The following is a 20,781-nucleotide window of genomic DNA, read 5'->3' on the forward strand; positions in this document are numbered from 1 at the left end:
GCTGGTTTGTACAATGACGAAGCTTCCTTGCTCAGCATGCGGCACCTTGATTCTTGAGTCCACCAGATGCTGTTGGAGCGGCTAGCGATGCAGCAGGATCAGATAGTCGCCGATACGGGTGGAATGTAGTTTCAGAGCGGTTTCCAGCGTGGACAGCACGTCCAAGGGTTGGTCGGTGCGGAATACGCCGTTGACGCGGCGCTCGGCAATCTCGGTGTCATTGATCAACAGATAGCCGCGATGATAACGGTTCAACTCGGCGATCACCTCGCCCAACGGCCGGTTTTCGAACACCAGCTTGCCGCGCTGCCAGGCCGTCACATTTTGTGCGTCTATGTTTTGCGGATGGCTCAAGCCGGTTTGCGAGCCGTAGACAATTTGCCTGCCTTCGCCGACCACGGTGTGCAAGGTTTCGCCGCCAGACTGCTGGACATCGACAGCCACGCTATGCTGGGTGACGCTGACTTCGGTCCGGTTATCGTGCAGCCTGACGTTAAAGGCCGTGCCTAGCGCCGTGACACTACCTTGCTCGGCATGTACTTGAAATGGTCGGGATTTGTCGGGGCTAACCTCGAACCAGGCTTCGCCTTGCAGCAAGGTCAATTGCCGCCGGTCACCGTCGATACGTACCGCCAAGGCACTATTGCTGTTCAAATGTGCGGTAGAACCGTCGCTCAAGCGAATATCGCGCGTCTCGCCGAAACCGGTATGAAAATCCGCGCGCAATAACACCGATAGCGGATTGAATAAGCCTAAGGCTAGGCAGCCCATCGCCAATGTCGGCACGGCCCATTGCCAGCGCCAAACGTTTTGTTTGGGTGCAGGTGGCGTTGGTATGGTGATTCTGGTTTCGATGGCCTCCAGCTCGCCCCATAATGTGCACAACTGATCGAAGGCTTGTTTATGCCGGGCATCGGCGGCCAACCAGCGGGCAAATTCTGTGTGATCGCCGACGCTGGCCATGCCACTATCCAGCCTGATCCACCAGTCGCAAGCGGCGGCTTTAATGGCGGCGGTATCGGCGGCAGATGTGTTCATTTCGATTGTGCGCGTCGAAATGATTCGTAGCGAGACGGCTTTCTGCCGGTGGGCGTAGGGCTGACAATGGCAAAGATTTTCATCGGAAGTTTTCAGGGTTTCGGCTACGTCATTATAGGACGTATGACCCTGTCAAAACAGGAGCTTGCTGTTTACAGATCGTCGATTTGTTGTAACGCCTGCATGGCATTGCGCAAATGCTTTTCCACCATATTGCGGGAAATGCCCAAGCGTTCGGCGATTTCGGCGTGACTAAGGTCTTCGAACTTGCGCAGCACAAACACCGTTCGACACTTAGGCGATAAGGTATCGACCGCGGCGACCAATCTGTCCAATCGCTGTTTGGCCACGGTAATCTGCTCCGGATCGATGCCGTCGCTGACTCGTTCGACCTCTTCGGCCGAATCGTCGCCGGCATATTGATTGCGGATATTGCGGCGGCGGTCGTAATCGGTGGCCAGATTGGCGGCGATGCGATGCAACAAGGCTCGCGGATTCTCTGCCTGAAGCCACAAATTGCCGGCAAACATACGGTGATAGGTTTCCTGAACGATGTCGGCAGCCGTTTCGATACAGCCGCAACGCCTAAACATTACCCGCCGTAATTCTTGATCATGGTTTTTGATGATCTGGGCAATGTGGGCGGTATTGTTCATAGTCGTGAAATGGCTTAGTAGGTTGAGCCGTTAGCACAACAAAAATCAAGCCAATTTCAGCTTATAGCTTATTACGCCTGACTTTATCGATTAGTGAATAATAAAAGCCTGTGAACTTGGAAACGAAACTGTGTTAAATAACGCAGTGATGTGCGGCATTTGCCATGGTTTTCTAACGCATTTACGATTTGCCCAAAATCGCATAACACACCGGCGTCAAGATCAGGCTGGCGGCCATGCCGATCAGCAAGCCGGCCGAGAGCGACAAGGTCATTGGGATCAGGAATTGTGCTTGCGGGCTGGTTTCGAGTAGCGTCGGCAGGAAACCGGCGAAGTTGGTCAGAAACGCCAATAAAATCGGCCGGAAGCGCGATGTGCAGGCGGCGCTGATCAAAGTTTCCACCGGCGTATCCTCGTCGCCATGCTGGCGGATGTAATCCAGCAGCACCAAGCTATCGTTCACCACCACGCCGCTGGCGGCGATCATGCCCACCAACGATTCCATCGACAAGGGCAGGCCGGCCGCCCAATGCGCCAGCACCGCGCCGCTCCAGGCCACCGGCGCCGCCAACAGAAAGATCAGCGGTTTGCTGTAGGATTTAAACGGCACCGCGATCAAGGCATAGATCACCAGCAGTGCGATCAAGGTGTTTTTGCCGAAGGTCGCCAGCATGGCCTCCTGCTCCTGGCGCTGTTGACCGATTTGTACGTTCAAGCCGGGAAACGCCTGTTCCATATGCGCTAAGGCGCCGCTCTCCAGCGCCGCGTAAATACCGTTGACATCGGCCTTGGTCGGATCGACGCGGGCTTGTACCTTCAAAACCCGATGCCGGTCTTCGCGATTCAGCCGGGAATAGCCTTGCACCAATTTGATCTCGGCCAGATCGTTCAACGCTACGCTGCTGCCGTTCGGTAAGCGCACCGGCTGAGCCTTCAACGCATCCAGCGATTGCCGTTGTTCCAGCGGGTAGCGCACCATCACTTTCACTTCACGGCGGCCGCGCAGGAAGCGATGCACTTCCTCACCGTAATAACCCTGGCGGACTTGCTCGGCCAGTTGTTCCAGCCGCAGACCCAGGCGTTCGGCTTCCGACTTCAGCGCCAGCCGCACTTCCGGTTTACCGGGTTCTGACGAGTCGATCACATCGTAAACGCCTGGAAATTCGTTCAGCAACGCTTTGAGATGTTCGGCGGCGGGCGGCAGCATGTTAGGATTGCCGGCGCTTAGCATCAGCTCGATGTCGTAAGGTACATCGCCTTCCTTATAAATAAAATCGACCTTGCCGCGGCCGATGTCGCCTATCCGCTGCCGCCAGTCGCGGATGAACTCTTCCACTTTCAAGCGGCGGCGGCCTTCCGCCGAGAATTCCAGCCAGATGCCGGCGCCATGATCCCAGATCAGGGTTTCCACGCCGACGATGACGCTATGGTCGTTGGCGTGGGCGGCGGCGATGCTGTTGGCGGCGGGTTGGCCGGTTTCGGTAACGCCGTCCAGCTCGTCACGCAAGGCAAACAAGGCTTTTTCCACCTGAGCCGCCAGTGCCTGGGTTTCGTTGTACGGCGCGCTCTGCGGCAACTGCATCGATACCCAGAAACTGTCCTTGGTCACATCGGGATTAACCGATTGCCGCACCCGATCACTAAGCACCAGCGCCGCGCAGATCGCCAGCAGCGCGATGAATAGCGCGATGGTCAAATAGCGCCAGGCCAGCGCGGTTTCCAGCAAGGGCCTGTAAACGCGTTCGACGAAACGGTCCAATCCCCGATTCATGCGTGCGCGCACGCGTTGTAAGCGGCTCGGGCTTGTTTCGGTGTCGATGTCGCCGACCAGATGCGAGGGCAGAATCAACAAGGCTTCGACCAGCGAAAACACCAGTGTCAATATCATCACCAGGCAAATTGGCCGCATCAGCTGTCCGGCCCAACCGGGCAGAAACAGGCCGGGCAAAAACGCCACCAGCACGATCAATACCGACAAACTGACCGGCAGCGCCACTTCCCGCACGCCGCTTATCGTGGCTTGCAGCGGCGATTGCTTGCCTTCGATCTGCCGGCTATGCACGCTCTCGCCGATGATGATGGCATCGTCCACCAAGATACCCATAGCCAGTAGAAAGCCGAACAATGACAGCATGTTCAGGGAAATATCCAGGGCCGGCATCAGCCAGAACGCGCCCAGCACCGAGGTGAAAATGCCGACGCCGGCCCACAGCGCCACCCGCAGCCGCAAGAACAAGGTCAGCACCAGACAGACCAGCACGAAACCGCTCAAGCCGTCTTCCAGCAAGGTGCCGATGCGCTCGTCGTAAGCTTGTGAATCGTCCCACCAGGTAATCAGGCGCAAGCCTTCCGGCAATTGCGCGCGCATCTCTTCGACATATGCCTTCACCCGCCGCGCCACCGCCACGCTGTCCTGTTCGGCGTGAATTTCCCAGCCCTGCGCGGTCTGGCCGTTGTGATGCCAGGCCCACAGCCGTTCCTCCAGGCCGTCCTTGATGGTGGCGATCTGATCCAGGCGCACTCGGTTGCCGTCCGGCAATGTCTTGACGATCAACGCGCCGACCGCATCCGCATCGCGGGCGCGGCCGCTGACGCGCAGCAACAGCTCGCCGTCCGGATTCTTGATCAGGCCGCCCGACAGATCGACCGAGGCCTTGCGCACCGCTTGCGCCACCTCGTCCAGCGTCAGTTGGTATTTGCGTAATTGTTGCGGCAACACTTCGATGTCGATTTCGTAGGCCAGCTCGCCGTAATTGCGGGCGCGGCTGACACCCGGAATCGCCGCCAATTGTTCCTGAATCCGGTCGCCGTAGCGCTGCAAGGTGGCAGCATCAGTGGCGCCGTGCAAGGCCAGCCAGATCACGCCGTCGTCGTCCTCGCGGTCGGCCGGCAACACCTGGATTTTTTCCAGTTGTTTCGGCAGGCGTGGAATGGCTTGCACCCGGCTTTGCAGCGTCGCCAGCAACTGGTTGCGGTCATAATCAGGCAGAATTTCCACGCCGATCTGGCAGTTATCGCCCCTGATTTCGCCGTGCAAATGTTTGACGCCCGGTACATCGTGGATGGCTTCCTCGATCGGCACGCACACCGATTCCTCGACTTCCGTCGGTCCGGCGCCCGGAAATACAGCTTCGATCTGGATTTTATTGGGGCTGAAGCGCGGAAATACTTCCTTATCGACACCGAGGATGCCCAGCACACCACCGGTCAAAATCAGCAGCATCAATAAATTGGCCGCGACCGGATTGCCGGCGAACCAAGCCAGTACACCTAAACGCTGGTTGGCGGGCATCATTGGACGGCTTCAGACTGAGCTTCGACTGCGTTGACTTTCATTCCCGCTACCGGCACCGGCATTTCCGAAACCACCACCCGCTCGCCGGGATTTAAACCGGCCTTGATGATGACGCCCTCGGTTTCCTGGCGCAGTACTTCTAGCTGACGGATTTCCAAGCGCTGCTCGGCATTGACCAGCTTGGCTTGTTGCAAGCTGCTCAGCGCGGTGCGCGGCAAGGTAAACAAGCCGTCGCGGCGCACGCCTTCGATCTCGGCTTGCACGAACAAGCCGCTCAACAAGGGCGGGCGATCCGGAGTTTCCCGGAACGGCTCGGCGACTTGGGCGACCAGATACAGTTGGCCGCTGTTGTCGTCCAATGCCGCTTCGCTGCGGACGATGCGGCCTTGCCAGCGTTGCGGCTTGCCGGCCAGTTCCGCGCGCAGCGTCACCGTCGGCCAGCGACCGGCCTTGCCATTTTGTCCTAAAGGCAGTTCCAGAAACGCCAGTTGCTCGGTGCCGATCGGCAGGCGGATTTCGGCAACATCGCTGGCATAAATGCGCGCCACCACCGCGCCGGACGGGATGTATTGTCCCAACCCAGCTTGCTTGCTCAGCACCCGGCCGGCAAACGGCGCCCGCAATTCGCAGCGGCTGCGATTGAGTTTGGCCTTGGCCAGATCGGCTTCGGCGGCCTTGAGCTTGGCTTGCGCCTCCGCGAGTTGCGGCTTGCGTAGTGCCAGCGGACTAGGTTCGCCTTCGCCCAGCGCCTGCCATTCGCTCTGCGCCTGCTCGACTTGCGCCTGCTCGTTGATCAGCACCCGCTGGGCTTCGGCCAACTGCGCTTCGGCGGCGACGATGGCGTAATCGTAATCTCGCGGGTCGATGGTCAGCAGCAATTCGTTGGCGGCGAAGAAACCGCCGGCGACCATGGCCGGATGCACCTGCACCAGCTTGCCGCCAACTTCGCTGACTAAATCGATGGTCTCGCGCGGCGTTACCACACCCTGCGACATCACGTTCAGCCGCAGGCTCTGCGGTTCGACGCGAACCACATTGACCTTGGGAATAGCCGGTTCGGCACTTTGCTGAACGGTTTGCGGCTTGGCGGCGATAATCGCCCAGGCCGTGCCGGCTGCAGCCAGCAAGACCAGGATCGGTAACAGAGTTTTTAAATTGAATGCTTGCGGATTCAAACGCCACCGCCTAATGCCAGGTAGAGGTTGATACGGTTGTTTAATAGTTGCCGCTGTACGGCCAGATGCGCGCTTTGGGCATTCAGAGTGCTGCGGTAGCTGTCGAGCAGGGTCAGGATTTCGATCAGGCCCTGCCGGTAGGAATACACCGCCAATTTACGGCTGGCTTCGGTTTGCTGTACCGCTTCGCGCAAGGCCTGTTCCTGATTGCGTAGCCAAGCTTCGGCGGCCAGCGCCTGTTCCACCTCGCGGAATGCGTTTAACGCTACGCTTTGATATTGGTTAAACGCTTCCTGAACTTTAGCCTCGTTGAAGCGGATTTCGCCTTGCAGCCGGCCACCGGTGAACAGCGGCTGGGCCAGGCCGGCGGCCAGATTCCAGGCCGCCGCGCGCGGATCGATGATTTCGGTCAAGGCCGCACTACTTGAACCGCCGGCTCCGGTCAACGTTACGCGCGGCAGCAAGGCTTTTTCGGCACTTTCCATACGTGAATCGGCCGCCTGCAAGCGTTTGAACGCGGCGATCACGTCGGGGCGACGTTCCAATAACTCGGCCGGCAAGCCGGCGGCTAAGGTTGACGGTGGCTGCGGCAATGATAATGCGGTGTCGAATTCATTCGACCTGGATTGCGCCAGTTGATTGTCCGGATACTGGCCCAGCAAGGCTTGCAAGCGCCTGCCGATTAATTGCACCTCGTTCCTAGCCTGTGCCAATTGCGCTTCGGCATTGGCAAGGTCGGTGAGTACCAGCCGTAAATCCAGGCCACGGGTCAAGCCTTTGTTGAAGCGGCCCCGCACCAGATCGACGATCACGCCTCTGTCCTTGACCGATTGCGCCGCTACATCCGCCTGCAACTGCGCTTCGCTGAATTCGAAATAAGTTTGGGCAATCCGCGCCGCCAATGACAGTCGCGCAGCACGGTAATCGTCGCCGGCGGCCTCGGCTTCGGTTTCCGCCGCTTGTTGTCCGGCCTTGATCCGCCCCCAGACATCCAGCTCCCAGCTCAGGTTAAACATCGCCGTAAACGCGCCGTATTCGCTGGTTTCGCCGCCCGAACGGCTTGTTTCACGTTGATAGCCCGGCGTAAACGACAATTGCGGCCAGCGCCCGGCGCCGGCGATGACCGCTTGCTCGCGCGCCGCATCGACGCGGGCGGCGGCGGTTTTTAGGTCGAAGTTGTCGGTCAGCCCCCCCTTGACTAGCGCGGTTAAGCGTCCATCGTTAAAGGCTTCCAGCCAGCCGGTCGTGGCCGGTTCGGCGAAATGGCCGTTGCTGGTCCAGTGTTGCGGAGCCGGAAACGCCAGGGCCGAGGCATCGCGCGGCGGTGCCGATTCACAGCCAATAGCCAACAGTGCCAATAAGGCTGAAAGAATCCACAACATCGAACGAACGGGTTTGACAGGCATTAAGTCGGGATGGCGGGAAACAATAAATGAATGTGTTGAATAGTGATTAACTGTTAAATAAGACGTTCAAGATCGTTAAATCCCCACCCCGATCGAAAAAAAACTGCGGTATTTGCCGCACCGGAGCATCTGCAAGGACGGTAGCCAGCAGGAGAGATAGCTTGGCGTAAGGCAAGCCTGCTTGCGCGCAATAAGATATTGATCCGACACCATGAGGCAAAATGCCGCGCGGCAATTCACCGCATTTTTTGGCTACCGGCTTTTTGCTAGATTAGCGCCGCCTCGTCTGGTTAGCCGACGAGCGCGGATTTAGGTTTGTTAAATGCAGAGATTGCCTATGAAAATGCATATTAAATACGGTGTCCTAGCCATGGTTGCGATTCATATCGTATTGGCTTTAAGCACCATTGGCGCCACCATCGCCGCCGAATCGGCAAACGAGGAGGCCAAACCGTGGCTTGGTATCTGACCAACATTCAGCAAGCCAAAAAACAATACAGCGAATGCCATGATGATCCCAGCCGTCGGTTCGGCGCCCCGCCAGGAATTTACTTAAGCCTTCACCATCAGGATGCCAGATGCGAATTGACTCGAGCCAGATCGTTAATCCCATACCGGTTATCCGTCAGGAATGGCGGTTGTCGAAAAAACCTCTTTATCTACCATCGGCGCGCCGATGATGCCCCGTCCCGGTAAAAGTTAAACGCATGAGAGAATACTTTCCGCAGCTCGGTCAATCTGAAGCGCCATTCGTGGGGACAGCGAGCAACGGTCGGCCTGCGCTCGTGCCAGTCGCGCCTGGCGTCAAACGGCGCCCCATCAAGGAACGATCGGCCAGGATGCTGACCCTGTTGTTCGTGCTTGTGTTGACGCTACATCTCGGCGGCGCGCTATGGTTGCTGCATTCCGTCCCGGAACCGGCACCGCCGGCCAAACCGTTGGAAATGAAAATAACCATGGTCAAGGTTACCGCGCCCAAACCTTTCATTCCGCCGCCTCCGCCGGCCCCGGCAAATCTCAAGCCGCCGTCCCAGAAAAAGCCGCAAGTCAAACCTAAATTGAAAGCGCCCCGGATAGTGCCAACGCCAGCCGAGTTTGCGCCGACCGAACAGGTCGTCAACCAAGCGTCGCCCCAGCCAGCCGTCGTGCCGGCCGAAATTTCAGTCCAGGCCAAAACCGACCCAGTACCGGTTAGCGAACCCGATTACCGCGCCCACTATGCACGGAATCCGGCGCCCGTTTATCCGACCAGGGCGCAAAACCAAGGCTGGCAAGGCAAGGTGTTATTACGGGTGGTGGTGTCGGTCGAAGGTCTTAGCGAAACGGTGACGGTCGATGAAAGCAGCAGTTACGACATTCTCGACGAGTCGGCGCTGGCAGCCGTGAAGCAATGGCAGTTTACCCCGGCCATGCAAGGCGATACGCCGCTGGCGAGCACCGTGCTGGTGCCGATTATTTTTACCTTGCGCGATTAACCGGCCACGCCAAGCTCGAATTTTCAAAATACAACGGCGATAGTTAATGTGGGGGAAGGCTAGTTCGGCCTTTGCCAATATTTGCAAATAAGCCTGAGAAGAGGGCGGAGAAGTCGCTCAATCGCCCGTTGAGGCGAATGACGCCGCTGTGTTCGATCGTCGTTTCGATTGCTTAGCTTGGTCTGTCGAATCTGCTGGTTTTTAATAAAGCCTTTCCGCGCGCTGGCGACGAACTCGAAGCTTGTTATTTTTTTGGTCGTTCGGGGCTGGAAAATGTCCGCCGAAACCAGCGATCCAATAGCGCTTTTTCGTAACGCAAAGGGTCGTTATTAGTGTAATAGGCGGAATCCAGCAGCATCAGGTAATTCAGATCGGACAGTTTTTCCTGTTGGTCGGCCTTCAGACCGCCGGCTTTGTCGTACCAGAGGTAATGTAGCGAAATCCGTGGCGGATAAATATCGCGGAGGAAGCGGGTATCGTTCAAATTGGGTGCGCGCCAAGGCTCAGTTGCGCCGGCCATGTCGATGTCCTGAACCACGATTTCCAGCTTGTCACCCCCTGGTAAATAGCGTTCGGCTAGCTGTTTAAAGTGCTTTTCAAACTGTTTCAGCAGATCGTCTTGAACGGCGGCAGTGGAAGAGCCGCCGATGGCGAGGTCGGTGTATTGGTCGGTTGGCACGAAGCGGACCGTGATTTCGGCGCTTACCGGCGAACCGGTCAATACTGCGATTAGCATTAACAGTAGCTTAGCGGGAAATCTTGACATGGCGGCATCTCCGGCAACATAGGAATATTGCGGATCCGACCATTTGAATTTGCCGTAGTTTCCAAGTCACTCCGCTTAATCCGCTGGGATCAAGGGCTTAACTAAGCGGAGCGAGTTATTTGACCCGTCCCAAAGTTGGTATCGTTTCCGCGCATGGCGCGTGGAAACGATGAAAAATTCATCCGCCGTACGGTCGCGCAGCCTTAGAACTCATATTTCAACGAACCCAATACGCTGATGGGTGAACCGGGAATGCTGGTGTTGCGTCCACCGGAGGTGTTTGCGTAATAGTCCTTGTCCAACAGGTTGTTGATGTTCAATTGCAGCGTCAGCCTGTGCTGACCGATACGGGGACTGTAAGCCGCCATCGCATCCAGCCGCGCATACCCGGGCAAGGAGCAGGTATTGGCGGTATCGCATGGACGGCTACCGATGGCTACCGCACCTAAACCCGCTTTAAAGGCATCGTTAAATTGCCAGGTGCCCCATAGACTGCCTTGGTGCTCGGGAACATTCTCCAACCGATTGCCTCTCAGCCCGCTGAAGCTTTGCACATAATTAACCTGGGTATAGGCATACGTACCCAACAAATGCAGTTGATCGGTAATTTGCCCGGCCAGGTCCAGTTCGATGCCTTTGCTACGGATTTTTCCGGCCAGAATTTGATAGTCGGGATTGGCTTGGTTGGGGTCGTCGGTTAGCAGATTGCTTTTGGTTAAATGGAAAAACGCCAGGGTCGATGAAAAGCGTTTGTCCTGCGACTCTGTCTTAAGGCCGATTTCGTATTGCTTGCCTATCTGCGGCTCAAAACTTGTGCCTCCGACACTCACGCCGTTATTGGAGCTGAAAGACTTGGTGTAACTGCCGTAAACCGACAGCCAATCCTGGACTTGGTAAAGAATACCGGTTCGCGGACTAAACGCATTGTCTTCCCGTTCCACGCGCGCTGCTTTGGCTGCGTCAATGGATGCAGTCGAGGCGATAGCGCCGGTAGTGACATTGTCGTAGCGGCCTCCCAACAAAATATGTAGCTTATCAAACAGCGTTATCTGATCCTGAGCGTACGCGCCCACCCAGGATTCCGAGCGATAAAAGAATCTGTCGTAGGTGGACAAGGCGGCAAAATCTACTCGCCCATAAACCGGATTGTATATATCGATAGAAGCTGTTGAACCGTTTGCGGACGGTGCCTCGGTCGTGGCGTGGAAGCCGTCGACGCCGACCAACAGATTATGCTTGCTGCCCAATATTTCGAATTTGCCGTTCAAATCGATATTGCCGGAATGCGTCATCACATCTTGCACGCCCACCGAGGCCGAACGATTAAGTATGCGGTTGTTAGCCTGTAAACCGCCGTTGAAAATGGCTGGACCACTTAGCGACCAATCCTTAAACAGGTAGCGCTGGGTGATTTTCCAATCATCGTTAAAGTGGTATGTCCAATCGAAACCGACCAGGGTACTTTCCACGGTTTGGCGCTGAAAGCCGTCCTTTAGACTGCGCGTGATTGGAATAGGTGCCGGGCGGTCGCCAATGGCGGGAATGCCAAAATCGGCGTTAAAGTTATCATGCTTGTATTCCAGCTCGAGATTGGTCTCGAATTTTTCGTTCGGTCGCCAAGTGACCACCGGTGCGACAAAGAACCGCTCGTTGCCGACAAATTCCCTGAACGATTGATTATCCGTATAAGAGCCGTTTACTCGGTAAAGCAGGGTCTTGTTGTCGTCAATCGGCCCGGTGGCATCGACCAAGGTGCGGTATTGGTCGTAAGAGCCGAACTGCTGTTGCAGTGAATAGTAAGGCGTATCGCGCGGTTTCTTGGTGACATAGTTAACCAAACCGCCCGGCTCGATGCGGCCATACAGTACCGCCGCCGGTCCCTTGAGGATTTCAATCTGCTCAATGTTGGCGATGTCGTAAATATCCTGGCGGTTGAACAAACCGTTGCGATAGGCATCGCCAAAACCGGAGCCCGCCAGGCCGCGGATAATGAAATTGTCGTACAGAAAACCGCCGCCGGTGCGGCCCAATACGCCGCTGACATGGCCGTTGACCGCATCGGGCAAGGTCATCACCTGTTTGTCGGCCAGCACCGCCTTAGGCACGACCTGAACCGAAATCGGCGTTTCCATGATAGGCGTATCGGTCTTGGTGGCCGTCGTGTCATTGGGACGGTTGTAATCCGGGTTATACGGATCGGTGGCATCGTAGGCGGCTTTGCCGACCACCGTGACGGCGTTTAGCATCGATGCGCCGCTGTCGCTGCCGGCTGGTTTTAGCGTCACAGTGCCGTCGGCGTTGATGCTGAAAGTCAAACCGCTGCCGGCTAGCAATTTGCGGACGGCTTCCGCGACGGTGTAATCGCCGGATAGCGCCGGGCTGGTTTTGCCGGCGGCGGATTGCTCCGCATAGAGCATCGCCGCGCCGGATTGGTTGGCCAGTTGTTGCAATGCCGACGCCAAACTTTGCGCCGGGATGTTGAAGTGATGTTTGCCATCCTCGGCGTAGGCTGGCGCCGAAATCAGCGCGACGGCGACGGCCGCCAACCGTTTCATCATAAATGTCATACTCCATGTCTCCATTATTTAAGGGTTCATGGGCATAGACGCGGGTGTTTTAAAAAGCCGCCAACGGTTTAATAGTTTTTTCGGCACGGCATTGGTCAGTCGTGTTGTCGCAAGGGTTCTTCGTGGAATTAGGTACTGTAGGGGCGATTTAATCCGCCCCTACAAAGCGCTAACGCTGGCCGTCCGAGGGTTCCAGCACGATTTCCCGTTCGCCAAGATGTTTGACTTTAATCGGCAATAGCGTGGCAACCGCATTCAACATGCTGTCCAGTTGCTCGGTGCGGAAGCTGCCGTTGACGCGCAATTCCGCCAGTTTCGGGTCGGGCAGGCGGATGTTGACGTCGTGATAGCGGCCGATCTCGGCCATGACTTCGATCAAGCGCCGGCCGCGAAATACCAGTTGTCCTTGCCGCCAGGCGGTGGCTGCGGTTATATCCGATTGCGGCACCGCGACGAAACGGCCATCATGACTATACGCTAGTTGTTGGCCGGCGCTCAATTCTCGGCGTTCGCTCCGGCCTTCCATTGCCACCACGCCTTCCTGGACGGCAACGCTGACTTGCTCGGCTTGTTTGTAGACATCGAAGGCGGTACCGATGTCATGCAGGCTGACGTTGCCGATATGTACGGTGAATGGCCGCTCGGCGTCATGGCTGACATTAAAAAACGCCTCGCCGCGCACCAGATCGATATGGCGTTGCCGCCGATTGAAATGTACCCGCACTTCCGTGTCGGTATTCATTTCCAACGTGGAGCCGTCCGATAAAGCGATGGTTTGCCGTTGCCCCTTACCGACGCTATAGCTTCGCGACAGGCCATACCAACCCTGCGGTGAAAATAAAGCCAAACCGATGCCGAGCAACACGGCCGCTGCCGCGCCATAATCGACCCGGCGTCGCCAAGCCGGCCGACGGGTAGGGGGGCGGTAACGCAACGCTTTGTCGCGGGCCCGATACGATTGCTGCTTGAACGGTTCCATCCACGCCCATTGCGCTTCCGCTTGCCGATAAGCCTGTTGATGGGCAGGGTCGGCGGCTAGCCAGTCGGCAATGTCCTGCTGGATTTTCGGGTTGGCGGGCGCGTCGCGCAAGCGCAGCAGCCAGGCTATCGCTTGGTCTCGTTGGGCTTGGTTGCAGGATGGGTTATCGGACACGCTGGGTTGATGGAATTTGCTTAAGATTGAAACAGTTTACCGGACATCGTCATAGACGGGTAACACTGAGATTACCGCAAATCCTGATCCTGATCGGCGCTAAGCCGCGCACTGATGTGCTGCATCGCCAGCATCACATAGCGCTCCGAGCAACGCGTCGAAATCCCCAGTCGGGCGGCGATTTCGGCATGCGAACAACCTTCGATACGGTACAGCACGAAGGCATGGCGGCGCAGCTCTGGTAACTCATCCAGCCATGCCGAAAATTTTTCCAGTTGTTGATGGGCTTGCCAGTAATGCTCCGGCGATAAATCTCGGTCGGCAACCTGCTCAATCTCTGCGTTTGGCGCAGCAAAGCGTTCGCGGGTTTCGCGGCGGCGATGGCGATCCACGGTCAGATTCGCGGCGGTCTGGAACAGGAAGGCCCTGGGATTTTGAATGGATTGCGGCGAGGGATATTGCGACAACCGCAGAAAGGTTTCCTGCACGATGTCGGTTACGTCGGGTTCTCTCGGCCAGCGGCCGCGCACGAATGCGCCTATTTCGTGAGCGTGTTGCAGAAACAGCTTATGCAGGAATCCCGGCGAGTCTTTGGACATTGAAAATGAGGATAGCTTTTGCAGCGATTAAATTCGCTAACCCAGCAATAAATAAGCCAGCGCGATGAATTTCGCTGTTAGCTTGAGATTGTCGCAATAGCTCGCCCGGCTGCGTTTCGTCCTTGGTGAGACGAAAAAGTTTAACTGTGGGATATGGCGTATTTCTGGAATATATCGCGGCATATCACACAGCATTAACGACACCTTGCGACAGATTTTTTCGCGCGTCGTTTTTGCAGCCAACGGATTGTGCCGGTCACAAACAGCAAAGGGCAAATCAGGCCGGAAATAAACACCAATATCCGCCCGGTCCAGCCGAACGCCTTTCCGGAATGCAGCGGCCACTGCCATTGCATGAACAGATCGCCGCCACTGCCGTGAACGGCATCCCTAATTTGCAGCAGTTTACCGTCCGCACGGTTGAACACTAGGCAACGGCTGGCAAGCACATAGCGGCGCAATTCCGGAACATCGTCAAAACAGGCGCTGAACAGGCCGGAATCGCCGCCGGAAAAATCATAATTGCGCGGTACTCCGCCCGGATAGGTGAGTCGGGCTTGTTGCAACGCGGCTGCCAGCGTTATCGAGGCGGTTGCGGTCGGCGTTTGGGCTTCCGCTTCCGGCGTCAGCGGCGAAACACGTTCCACCAGCCAGCGGAATTGATCGGGCAAATTGAAATAGATGCCGGACACCAACACAGCCAACAACACGATCAGGCTGTAAAAACCGGCGGTTTGATGCAGGTCGTGATTGAAGCGTTCGATGCTGGCTCTAGGTTTGATAGTCAGCACCCGCCGCCATTTTCCTGTCAACGGCCACCATAAAATCAGGCCGCTCAATGCCGAAATCAGGAACAGCACGCCCAGGATGCCCACCAAAGTGCCGCCGGTTTCGCCCAGCAGCAGTGCATAATGCAGCTTGAAGAAAAAGCCGACGAAGCTGTGCTTCAAGGGATTGCTGCCGTGATAAAACACTCGCTTGTGGGTCACTTCGGCCGTATAGGGGTTGACGCCTAACATGAAGGATTGTGCTTGTTCCGGCGGCGGGCTGATGTTGGGGTAATAAAAACCGAACACATAATTGCCGTTGGCTTCTTCCGGGATCTGCGTCCAGGTCGAGGCCCAGCCCGGTGGCGCGGCGTGTTTGGCGGCGTCTAAAATTTCGTCCAGGGATTTTTGCGTGTTAGATGGTGTCGTATTCCGGTAAAGAGTAGGATTCAGTACTGCGTCGATCTCATGCCAAAACACCAGTACAGACCCGGTCAGGCCGATGACCGCCAGAAACAGGCCTAGACTCAAGCCCAGCCATAAATGCGCTTTTAGCCAAAATTTTCGGCGGGTTTTTAGGCGTTGCAGGTTTTGCATCTTGGGAGTGGCGGGAACTGCTGCGGCGATGCTGTTCATATCGAGTATCTGATGATGAAGTGAAGATATTCATAAGACGGTTAACGGGGGCGTTTTCCCCACTTTAAATCGATTTTTTTGTCTGCTCCCGATTCGGGGTGGTAAGGAAAAGTCCGGGGAAGAGGACCTGATCGTGCCAAAATGTCACTGGCATCCCGCGAAGAGCGTAATCTCTGAAACTGAACAGTCCTATGAAACTCAACGAACGAGAAACCCATCCATATAAACAATATGAATAAAATTTCTGTTTTTTCTAAATTGGTGGTTTGTTTTTTTGTATTGCTAGTATTGATTGTTTTACACGTCATACCTCTGCCAATTTTAGAAATACTAATTTTGTACGTGATGATTTTCCGGCCAATCTGGTTTAAGAATCTGGTGGATCAACTTTACGATCGATAAGTTTTTCCCACAGTTTTGATGACCATTGGCTAGATTGCGATACGCCGTTGCGAGACGCCCCGCCAGGCGTTCATGGAGTCTCACGCGAAAAAAACATTGCCGGTGGGATTGTGAGGGGCGACGCATTTCCGCTACCTCGATCAACGGCAGCCGATCCCTTTCAACGCGCTGGATTCTGTTTTCGGGGTATTGCATCGAGGAATAGAACCTCAGGAACTGTTAGTTAATTGCCCAGTCCAAATGCATCTCTGTAAACCCGATTCGGGTGAGCGGGTTTTGATCAATGAGGAGGGGAAAATGTTAAATTATCGATACCTAATCATTGGCGGCGGCATGACTGCTTATGCCGCTATCAACGGCATTCGCGCCATCGATTCAATCGGCTCTATCGGCTTGATCAGCGCCGAATCCCATCCACCTTATAAGCGCCCACCTCTTTCCAAAGGTTTATGGAAGGGCAAGCCATTGGAAAAAATCTGGTATCCACTAGAAGAGCAGAAGGTATCGCTGCATTTGGGTAGCCACGCGCAAACCTTGATTGCGGCCGATAAAACCGTCATCGATGATCAGGGAAATAGTTACTGCTACGAAAAACTGCTGATAGCAACCGGCGGAAATCCCGTAAAACTGCCGTTTGGCGGCGATGAGATCATTTACTTCCGAGACTTGGATGACTATCTGAAACTTCGCGACCTTAGCGAACACCAACAACGTTTTGCCGTGATTGGCGGCGGCTTTATCGGCTCGGAAATCGCCGCGGCGCTGGCCATGAACGGCAAACACGTGACGATGCTGTTCCCGGAGGAAGGTATAGGCGCGGCTCTGTTTCCACACGACTTGAATCAGTTCCTGAACGACTATTACCGCGGCAAAGGGGTAGACGTCCTGCCCCGCCGGATGGTCACGGGACTGGCACGAAGCCAGGACCGCTTAATCCTGGATGCCCGAGCTGTCGATGGAACTGATAAATGCAGTATCGACGTAGATGCGGTGGTAGCCGGGATCGGCATCAAGCCCAATGTCCGCTTGCTGGAACAAGCCGGTTTGGCTGTCGATAACGGCATCGTCGTCGACGAACTGTTGCGTACCGAGGACCCGGATATTTTCGCGGCCGGCGATGTCGCCAACTTCTACAACCCCAGTTTAGCTGTCCGCATGCGGGCGGAACACGAGGACAATGCGCTGACCATGGGCGAATGCGCCGGGCGGAATATGGCCGGCGACTCGCAGCCTTATCATCATCTGCCTTATTTTTATTCCGATCTGTTTGAACTGGGGTATGAAGCCGTGGGCAAGACCGACTCCCGGCTGGAAACGCTGGAGGATTGGGCCGAGCCCTACCAAAAAGGCGTGGTCTATTACCTTCAGCAGAATCGGCTGCGAGGTGTATTGTTATGGAACGTTTGGGATAGAGTAGATGCGGCGCGCAGCTTGATTGCCGAACCGGGTCCGTTCACGCCGGCTGATTTGAAGGGAAAATTATTGACCTGAAAAGTCATGCTCATGATTAACGATGCATCCAATTCATCCATCAAGAATTAGTCGCTTGCATTGATACGCCTGGTCACCTGAAAATTCCGGAAAACGCAGTTTTATAGCTTGGGCGGGTGCGTTTCCCTAAACCTCTTACAGGTGACCGAAATGATCAACGCAACGCATTTGTACGACCTCCGCAGCCAAATTAACCGGGCCTTTATCCGGCCCGAACCCGACAGTCTGATTGATCTGGAAAAATGCCTGGGCAATTATGACCAGCAGTGGATAGGCGAATTTTCCAGCCAACTAATAGCGGCTATCCGCGCTCAGCGTAGTTCAAAGACACCATTTGCAGCGTTTTTGCAGGAATATAGCCTGAACAGCGACGAAGGTATCGTATTGATGGGAATCGCCGAGGCGCTGTTACGGATACCGGATATTCAGACCCGCAACCATTTTCTGCAGGAAAAGTTGATTGATGGCAACTGGCGGAGCCATGGGTTGCATAGCGATTCATTGCTGGTCAATTTGGCGAGTAGCGCCTTGCTGGTGGGCGCCAAAATAGAAGATAGAATCCGTCATGCCCAACAACACGGACAAAGCATTTTAGACGGTTTGCTGGTTCGACTGGGGGAGCCGCTGATATGCTCCGCGATTACCCAAGCCATTCAACAACTGGCACATCATTTTGTGATGGCCGAGACTATCGACGCAGCCCTGACCCAAGCGGCTTGCCATGCTGAGTATCGTTATTCCTTCGATATGTTGGGCGAGTCGGCCCTGACGGAAGACGATGCGCGGCGCTATTACCAAGCTTATTTTCAAGCCATCGAAACCCTGGCCCAAGCCGCGCAGGCTGATTTGTATGCCAATCCGGGCATTTCCATCAAATTGTCCGCCTTGTATCCGCGTTATGAAGCCTTACAGCATCGCGATGTGATCGATGCGTTGAGCGTAAAATTATTGGCACTCGCCAAGCGAGCCCGCGATGCCAATATCACTGTCACCGTCGACGCGGAAGAAGCCGAACGCCTGGAGATGTCACTGGATATTTTTACCAAGGTAGCGGGCGACCCGGCGTTGGCCGGCTGGCCGGGCCTGGGTTTGGCGGTGCAGGCCTATCAAAAGCGCGCCGTCCCGCTGATAAACTGGCTGGCGGCTTTAGCCGAGCAGCAAAAACGGTTGATTCCAATTCGCCTGGTCAAAGGCGCTTACTGGGATACTGAAATCAAACGCGCCCAGCAAAACGGTTGGGACGATTATCCGGTTTTCATCCGTAAAGCCGCCACCGATGTTTCCTACTTGGCTTGTGCCCGCTTGCTCCTGGCGAATCCGGAACGGTTTTATCCGCAATTCGCCACCCACAATACGCATACCGTCGCCGCCATTTGTTGGTTCGGACAGCAACACCCAGGCTTTGAGTTTCAGCGCTTGCACGGCATGGGCGAGGCGTTGTATGAGCAATTGCTATCGCACTATCCACAGACATTGAATTGCCGAGTGTATGCACCGGTCGGCAGCTATCGGGATTTGTTGCCCTATCTGGTCAGGCGCTTATTGGAAAACGGCGCTAATACCTCGTTCGTTCATCAAATCGAAAACCCAGCCATCAGCGTTGAATCGCTGATTCGCGATCCTTTGAATGAATTACGTCAGAATTTTTCGCAGCCCATCGCCCGTCCGCCCGACTTGTTCGGCAGTCGCCGCCAGAATGCTCAGGGGCTTAATTTAAACGACCTGGAACTGATTACGCAGTTGCAAACAGACCTGGATGTGCTTGACGAACGCACGTGGCAGGCGTCTCCCTTGGTCAGCGGCCAAATAGGTACTGGCCATTCAAACCCGATATTCAGCCCGTTCGATCGAAACTTGCTTGTCGGCCACGTGGTTGTCAGCCAGCCGGAAACCATTGAACGAGCCTTGCAACATGCCTCGCGAGCCTTTGCAGATTGGCGCTTATGCCCGGTGGAAACCCGGGCCGCTTATTGTTGCAAGGCAGCCGACTTGTTGGAGCAGCATAGACTGGAACTGGTGTCTTTGATTGTCCGCGAAGGCGGCCGCACCGTGGTCGATGCCTTGGCGGAAATCCGCGAAGCGGTCGATCTATGCCGCTATTATGCCGCCTGCGCCGTTGAGCTATTCGGCCAACCGCAAGTATTGCCTGGTCCGACCGGCGAGAGCAATCACCTGTTGTATTATGGGCGCGGGGTATTCGTCTGCATCAGTCCCTGGAATTTTCCGGTCGCAATTTTCATGGGCCAAATCGTCGCGGCACTGGTCACGGGTAATACCGTCATTGCCAAGCCAGCCTTACAGACATCGCTGACGGCCATGCTATGCTTGCGCCTGCTGCATCAAGCCGGTATCCCGGAAAACGTATTGCATTTTTTGCCGGGCGAAGGCGCCGATATTGGCCGCTTATTGTTAAGCGACGAACGGGTTGCCGGCGTCGCCTTTACCGGCTCCAGCGCCACCGCGCAGACGATCAACCGGCAATTGGCGAATCGCTCCGGGGCCATCGCGTGCTTGATCGCCGAGACCGGCGGACAAAATGTGATGATCGCCGATAGTTCGGCGCATGAAGAACAATTGGTCGCGGACGCATTGCATTCGGCGTTTAACAGTGCCGGACAACGCTGTTCGGCGCTGCGGGTGTTATTTTTACCCGAAGAAAGCGCGGATAAAGTCATCGTTCGTCTGATTGGCGCCATGCAGTTGTTACGAGTAGGCTCGCCAGCATACATGGCCACCGACATCGGCCCTGTCATTGATCAACGTGCCATCGCCGCCTTGTCGGCACACATCGAAAAACTGCAAGCTCATGCCAAGCTCCTGTATCAACTGCCTTTGGAGGACAAGTTGGCTAAAGGGCATTTCTTTCCGCCCACCTTGTTTGAGATTCCTGCTTTATCGCTGCTTGAGCAGGAGGTATTTGGCCCTATCCTGCATATCGTCCGCTATGCATCGGGTGACTTGGCAAACGTTGTCGACGCAGTGAATGCCACCGGCTACGGCTTGACGCTGGGCGTGCACAGCCGCATCAAAGCCACCATGCAATATGTGCAAGAACATGCCCGCGTCGGCAATATCTATATCAACCGTAATATAATCGGCGCGGTGGTCGGTGTGCAGCCATTTGGCGGTATGAACTTGTCGGGCACCGGACCTAAAGCGGGCGGTCCCAACTATTTGCAGCGGTTTGTGACCGAACAAACCGTGACCACCAATATCGCCGCCATTGGCGGCAATCCTTGGTTGTTGAATGAAAGTACAAAACCTCGCTAGCACGCAGAAAATTGAATTTATGATTGATTTTCTATGTCGTTTAGCGTGGGTATGCGGTCGCGACGCCTAATTCCGCCGTTTTGTG

General features: G+C 55.7%; 14 protein-coding genes. 4 read left to right on the forward strand and 10 right to left on the reverse strand.

Annotation, left to right across the window (positions count from 1 at the left end):
• Positions 1–81: 81 nt before the first annotated feature.
• From QZJ86_RS09545 to QZJ86_RS09565, 5 genes are all read right to left on the reverse strand, one after another.
• Complete coding sequence (locus QZJ86_RS09545; protein WP_301938475.1) at positions 82–1,038, reverse strand: FecR family protein; 957 nt, start codon at positions 1,036–1,038, stop codon at positions 82–84.
• Between the two features lie 152 nt (positions 1,039–1,190).
• The gene (locus QZJ86_RS09550) at positions 1,191–1,694 is read right to left on the reverse strand and encodes an RNA polymerase sigma factor (protein WP_301938477.1); all 504 of its coding nucleotides are present in this window, start codon (positions 1,692–1,694) and stop codon (positions 1,191–1,193) included.
• Between the two features lie 181 nt (positions 1,695–1,875).
• Positions 1,876–4,989, reverse strand: a complete 3,114-nt coding sequence (locus tag QZJ86_RS09555; RefSeq protein ID WP_301938480.1) for an efflux RND transporter permease subunit — start codon at positions 4,987–4,989, stop codon at positions 1,876–1,878.
• Entirely contained in the window at positions 4,986–6,164 is a 1,179-nt protein-coding gene (locus QZJ86_RS09560; protein WP_301938482.1) for an efflux RND transporter periplasmic adaptor subunit, read from the reverse strand. Before QZJ86_RS09560 ends, QZJ86_RS09555 begins: the two co-directional genes overlap by 4 nt.
• Positions 6,161–7,570 carry an efflux transporter outer membrane subunit gene (locus tag QZJ86_RS09565; protein ID WP_301938484.1) on the reverse strand — a complete coding sequence of 470 codons (1,410 nt, stop codon included), beginning with the start codon at positions 7,568–7,570 and terminating at the stop codon, positions 6,161–6,163. Before QZJ86_RS09565 ends, QZJ86_RS09560 begins: the two co-directional genes overlap by 4 nt.
• A 337-nt stretch (positions 7,571–7,907) precedes the next feature.
• Here QZJ86_RS09565 and QZJ86_RS09570 point away from each other — a divergent pair, with 337 nt between their 5' ends.
• Both QZJ86_RS09570 and QZJ86_RS09575 read left to right on the forward strand, forming a co-directional pair.
• Complete coding sequence (locus QZJ86_RS09570) at positions 7,908–8,039, forward strand: hypothetical protein (protein WP_301938486.1); 132 nt, start codon at positions 7,908–7,910, stop codon at positions 8,037–8,039.
• A gap of 238 nt (positions 8,040–8,277) precedes the next feature.
• Positions 8,278–9,045 carry an energy transducer TonB gene (locus QZJ86_RS09575; RefSeq protein ID WP_301938487.1) on the forward strand — a complete coding sequence of 256 codons (768 nt, stop codon included), beginning with the start codon at positions 8,278–8,280 and terminating at the stop codon, positions 9,043–9,045.
• A 244-nt stretch (positions 9,046–9,289) separates the two neighbouring features.
• On the opposite strand, the gene QZJ86_RS09580 is transcribed toward QZJ86_RS09575, so the two are convergent.
• From QZJ86_RS09580 to QZJ86_RS09600, 5 genes are all read right to left on the reverse strand, one after another.
• Positions 9,290–9,811 (reverse strand): DUF3016 domain-containing protein, encoded by a 522-nt coding sequence (locus QZJ86_RS09580; protein ID WP_301938489.1) that lies wholly within the window; start codon positions 9,809–9,811, stop codon positions 9,290–9,292.
• Positions 9,812–10,014: 203 nt separating this feature from the next.
• A complete protein-coding gene (locus QZJ86_RS09585) occupies positions 10,015–12,378 on the reverse strand; it encodes a TonB-dependent siderophore receptor (protein ID WP_301938491.1) in 2,364 nt (787 codons plus the stop codon).
• 169 nt (positions 12,379–12,547) lie between these two features.
• A complete protein-coding gene (locus QZJ86_RS09590) occupies positions 12,548–13,531 on the reverse strand; it encodes a FecR family protein (RefSeq protein ID WP_301938493.1) in 984 nt (327 codons plus the stop codon).
• 71 nt (positions 13,532–13,602) lie between these two features.
• Positions 13,603–14,130, reverse strand: a complete 528-nt coding sequence (locus QZJ86_RS09595) for an RNA polymerase sigma factor (RefSeq protein WP_301938495.1) — start codon at positions 14,128–14,130, stop codon at positions 13,603–13,605.
• A 194-nt stretch (positions 14,131–14,324) separates the two neighbouring features.
• Positions 14,325–15,533, reverse strand: a complete 1,209-nt coding sequence (locus QZJ86_RS09600) for a PepSY-associated TM helix domain-containing protein (protein WP_301938497.1) — start codon at positions 15,531–15,533, stop codon at positions 14,325–14,327.
• A 699-nt stretch (positions 15,534–16,232) separates the two neighbouring features.
• On the opposite strand from QZJ86_RS09600, the gene QZJ86_RS09605 reads away from it, so the two are divergent.
• Complete coding sequence (locus tag QZJ86_RS09605; protein WP_301938499.1) at positions 16,233–17,426, forward strand: NAD(P)/FAD-dependent oxidoreductase; 1,194 nt, start codon at positions 16,233–16,235, stop codon at positions 17,424–17,426.
• Between the two features lie 150 nt (positions 17,427–17,576).
• Complete coding sequence (gene putA, locus QZJ86_RS09610) at positions 17,577–20,696, forward strand: bifunctional proline dehydrogenase/L-glutamate gamma-semialdehyde dehydrogenase PutA (RefSeq protein ID WP_301938500.1); 3,120 nt, start codon at positions 17,577–17,579, stop codon at positions 20,694–20,696.
• Positions 20,697–20,781: the final 85 nt, after the last annotated feature.

This window comes from Methylomonas montana (genome assembly GCF_030490285.1).
GTDB lineage: Bacteria > Pseudomonadota > Gammaproteobacteria > Methylococcales > Methylomonadaceae > Methylomonas > Methylomonas montana.

Bases quoted from the DNA above. Each gene is read 5' to 3' on its own strand.
- QZJ86_RS09575 (WP_301938487.1), top strand. From the start codon at position 8,278: ATGAGAGAATACTTTCCGCAGCTCGGTCAATCTGAAGCGCCATTCGTG.
- putA (WP_301938500.1), top strand. From the start codon at position 17,577: ATGATCAACGCAACGCATTTGTACGACCTCCGCAGCCAAATTAACCGG.
- QZJ86_RS09595 (WP_301938495.1), bottom strand. From the start codon at position 14,130: ATGTCCAAAGACTCGCCGGGATTCCTGCATAAGCTGTTTCTGCAACAC.
- QZJ86_RS09580 (WP_301938489.1), bottom strand. From the start codon at position 9,811: ATGTCAAGATTTCCCGCTAAGCTACTGTTAATGCTAATCGCAGTATTG.
- QZJ86_RS09600 (WP_301938497.1), bottom strand. From the start codon at position 15,533: ATGAACAGCATCGCCGCAGCAGTTCCCGCCACTCCCAAGATGCAAAAC.
- QZJ86_RS09565 (WP_301938484.1), bottom strand. From the start codon at position 7,570: ATGCCTGTCAAACCCGTTCGTTCGATGTTGTGGATTCTTTCAGCCTTA.
- QZJ86_RS09555 (WP_301938480.1), bottom strand. From the start codon at position 4,989: ATGATGCCCGCCAACCAGCGTTTAGGTGTACTGGCTTGGTTCGCCGGC.
- QZJ86_RS09550 (WP_301938477.1), bottom strand. From the start codon at position 1,694: ATGAACAATACCGCCCACATTGCCCAGATCATCAAAAACCATGATCAA.
- QZJ86_RS09545 (WP_301938475.1), bottom strand. From the start codon at position 1,038: ATGAACACATCTGCCGCCGATACCGCCGCCATTAAAGCCGCCGCTTGC.
- QZJ86_RS09570 (WP_301938486.1), top strand. From the start codon at position 7,908: ATGAAAATGCATATTAAATACGGTGTCCTAGCCATGGTTGCGATTCAT.
- QZJ86_RS09605 (WP_301938499.1), top strand. From the start codon at position 16,233: ATGTTAAATTATCGATACCTAATCATTGGCGGCGGCATGACTGCTTAT.
- QZJ86_RS09585 (WP_301938491.1), bottom strand. From the start codon at position 12,378: ATGACATTTATGATGAAACGGTTGGCGGCCGTCGCCGTCGCGCTGATT.